Annotated in this window: 3 protein-coding genes; all 3 read right to left on the reverse strand. The window is 31.8% G+C overall.

What is annotated here, in order from left to right:
• Nucleotides 1-446 precede the first annotated feature (446 nt).
• On the reverse strand, nucleotides 447-1,121 hold the full coding sequence (locus tag LEP1GSC202_RS17280) for a hypothetical protein (RefSeq protein WP_039929378.1): 675 nt from the start codon (nucleotides 1,119-1,121) through the stop codon (nucleotides 447-449).
• A 216-nt stretch (nucleotides 1,122-1,337) separates the two neighbouring features.
• Nucleotides 1,338-1,757, reverse strand: coding sequence for a type II toxin-antitoxin system VapC family toxin (locus tag LEP1GSC202_RS17285; RefSeq protein ID WP_015679044.1), 420 nt, complete (start codon nucleotides 1,755-1,757; stop codon nucleotides 1,338-1,340).
• Nucleotides 1,754-2,002 carry a DUF6364 family protein gene (locus tag LEP1GSC202_RS17290; RefSeq protein WP_015679045.1) on the reverse strand — a complete coding sequence of 83 codons (249 nt, stop codon included), beginning with the start codon at nucleotides 2,000-2,002 and terminating at the stop codon, nucleotides 1,754-1,756. Before LEP1GSC202_RS17290 ends, LEP1GSC202_RS17285 begins: the two co-directional genes overlap by 4 nt.
• Nucleotides 2,003-3,771: the final 1,769 nt, after the last annotated feature.

A 3,771-nucleotide genomic window follows, 5' to 3' on the forward strand; every position in this document is an offset into this window, starting at 1 on the left:
TAGAAAAAAGAATCCTAATCACATTATGTAAAAATAGATTCGCCGTCCAAAGTTAATTTTTTATTTAAGATAAAACCAAGAACTCTTCATTTCTTTCTTTAGTTCATCTTTTTTCTTAATTCTTATTTCTTAAAGTGAAAATTTTCATTAAAATTTTCTACTTAATCAACGGAGCTGCGATAGAACGAATCTCATAAATAAAAATGCGTTAATTCAAAAATATTAGCGTGAATACTTACTAATAGTCTCTTAATCACTTTTTGGATATTGCGTATAACGAACTAGACTTACCGAAGTTGTCCGACCCTGAGTCCCAACGGGACGTTAGGGACTGGCACGTAGCTTGCGTAAGCAAGGCGAGTGACAGGAGGACAATTTGCCGGAGGCCGAGCGAGGGCTTGTCCCGAAGCGAAGCGGTAAGTCGCTGTTATACGCAGTTATTCTATTTACAGAGTTTCAATTAAATTTATTAGTTTAATTGATTCATTCATATCTTTCTTAATTGGAATATAATTGAAAAGATATAATTTACCATAAACATAAAAGATAGAAAAAATTTCGATATTTGATTCATCATCATTCAATAAATAAATTTGATTTGAACCGGTTAAGAATTTTACTTCAGGTAGCCGTAATATTTCTGCTATCTCTGATTTAAAAGCAATTGATTCTTTATATTTATTCTGAAAAAATTGGTTTATATTGTATTTTTGTTTTAATGCTAATTCATAGTATGTCGGAAAGCTTAAATTGATATCTGAAGGAAAATCTTTAACAATTATTTGAATGATTTGTTCGTTTTTCGGAGAACAGCTGTATTTTTGTATCATATATCTAGAATCTAAATTTTCAAAACAGTTTAATTTTTTCAAAAAAATTTCAACTTCATCTTCTTGAACTAATGAATTTGAAAAAACCGTAGATTTTACTAATGGTAGTTGTTCAAACTCATAGTTGTAATTAATGTATAATTTGAAATACCTCGAAAAAACAGCTGGGGATAAAATGATGATGATAAATAAAGAGAAGATAATTCCATAAATCGGAATAACAACGAATTTAATGAGAAAGAATTCTGATCCTTTATTTTTTTTGATTATATTTATTAAGTATTTAAACATAATTTTTTTTTGAATAATTGCGTATAACGAACTAGACTTACCGAAGTTCCCCGACCCTGAGTCCCGGAACGGGACGTTAGGGACTGGCATGTAGCTTGCGCAAGCAAGGCGAATGCCAGGAGGGGAATTTGGCGTAGCCCGAGCGAGGCCTTGTGCCGAAGCGTAGCGGTAAGTTGCTGTTATGCGAAGGAGACAAAGATTAAAAGATTCTAAATCTTATTCTTTAAAGATTGCAAGAAATTCTTTTGGACTTAAAGGCTTAATTTCCCCATTGGGATAATCTTTCTTATTTCTAGTGATAATATATTTAATTTTTTTTGATTTAGCTGCAAAGTATTGAATTGAATCTTCAAAATCTTTTATAGAAGAATCTAATCCAAGGTCGATTATTTTTTCGTCGATTGGAATTATTTCTATAATAGTTTTGAATTCTTTAATTAAAGCCCTAGCGGATTTCTGATTTGTATACTTTGCAAGAATATAAAAAATATTCCAAATAATTAGTGAAGAAATATAACCCTTAATTTTTTTATTTTCTATAAGTGAAATCAGTTCTACAGATTCTTGAAAGAAAGGTTCTCTTGCATATAGATAGTCGATAATAACATCAGAATCTAAGTAAACATTTTGAATCATTTGTATTTCTTTTCAAGAAAATGAGCAATTTCATTCTTAATATCGATTTCTTTTTTACCTTTTAGTATACCTGCTAATTTTTTTGTCACAGGGGGAAGATTCTCTTCATTAGATGGGATTTTTGAAGAAATTCCTCCTAGATAATCTTCTATCAATTTAGATAAACTTTTATTTCTCTGCTTAGCAAATTCCTTTGCTTGTTTTATTATTTTGTCATCGAGAGATAGTGTAAGTTTAGTATTCATATAGAAACACCTATACGTATAATGTTAAATTCTATTTACGTAAATGTCAACCTTTACTTTTTTACAAATAATGCTTTTTTTTGCCTTTTTCTCTTATCTTCTAAAAGATTTTGTCTCTTTCGCATAACGAATAGGCTAACCGACGTAGGCTGACCCTGAGTCCCGGAAACGGGACGTTAGGGACTGGCGCGTAGTTTGCGCATGCAAACGAGTGCCAGAAAGCCTATGTGCCGTAGGCCGAGCTAGGGCTCGTCCCGAAGCGATGTGGTTAGCCGCTGTTATACGCAGTATCCAATGTGAGAGGAAAAAGTCATTAGAAAACAATTTAGTCAATATTTCGTATTTTTTCAATTTTTTCTTCCTAAATTTTTTGTTTTCAAATATTTTTAGAATGATAAATAAGATTTCTATTCTTATTTATGTAAAATGGAGTCGCCGTACAAAGATAATTTCTTATTTAAGATGAAACCAAGAACTCTTCATTTCTTTCTTTAGTTCATCTTTTCTCTTAATTCTTAAGGTGAAAATTTTCATTAAAACTTTCTAGTTAATCAGCAGAATTGCGATAGAACGAATCTCATGAATAAAAATGCGTTAAATCAAACTAGAGGCGTAAATACTTACTAAGTGACTCCGAATCACTTTTTGGATATTGCGTATAACGAATAGACTTACCGAAGTTCCCCGACCCTGAGTCCCGGACGGGACGTTAGGGACTGGCATGTAGCTTGCGTAAGCAAGGCGAATGCCAGAAGGGGAATTTGCCGTAGGCCGAGCGAGGGCTTGTCCCGAAGCGTAGCGGTAAGTCGCTGTTATGCGAAGTTTATTATTTCAAAGATACTCTTGAATTAATAGATCCGAATAAATTAAAGAAAAATTTAGTAATTTAAAAAATTGATTTATTCAATATTTTCATTTTTTAATGCTATTTACATTAATCCGCATGATCTAACAAAGTTGGAGTTTAATGTATCATAATTTCCACATGTATCTCTGTTTTTGAGCAAAGTGATAATAGTAGTTGTGAGTCTGCACAAGCTTTACTGGTTTTTTTATTATTTGATTCACCGCAATAGATTAAAGTAGTAAAAAGTAAAAAGTGTTGAAAGAATTGGAAATCGCATGTTGCCGTCCTAATTTTCTGATTATTATTTGTTTTGAATTTATCAAAATATTTACTATTATGGTTTTCGATTACTTCTAAATTATAAAAACTAAAATATATTTATATTATGTTATTTGATTTATGTAATAAAAATTATCTAATTAAATACTAGGTTTACATATCTATCTAATAGAAATTTTGTTAAATTTCTGTAAATTTATTTATTCAATTAATGCAATATTTATTTCCTTGGATGTTTATTTGGAAATTACTGATATTACTTTAAATTGATCGCCTTCGTTCAAACCGGTCTTTCATTGGGTTATCCATATTTTATGTGAAAAATGTCCAAATGTAAGCAAGCTATTAATTGAAATTTTATTCTGAAATTGATTTAATAAATTTCGCATAACGAATAGACTTACCGAAGTTCTCCGACCCTGAGTCCCGGAACGGGACGTTAGGGACTGGCATGTAGCTTGCGTAAGCAAGGCGAATGCCAGAAGGAGAATTTGGCGCAGCCCAAGCGAGGGCGGAGTCCCGAAGCGTAGCGGTAAGTCGCTGTTAGGCGCAGTAGTTAATTTAATAAAACTGATTCTTTAAACTTAATCAGCTGCGGTTTCAAATTTGTGTATTGCTTATCTCTAATACCCTCAAAATCAAC

The sequence above is a fragment of the Leptospira yanagawae serovar Saopaulo str. Sao Paulo = ATCC 700523 genome (assembly GCF_000332475.2).
Classification (GTDB): Bacteria; Spirochaetota; Leptospiria; order Leptospirales; family Leptospiraceae; genus Leptospira_A; species Leptospira_A yanagawae.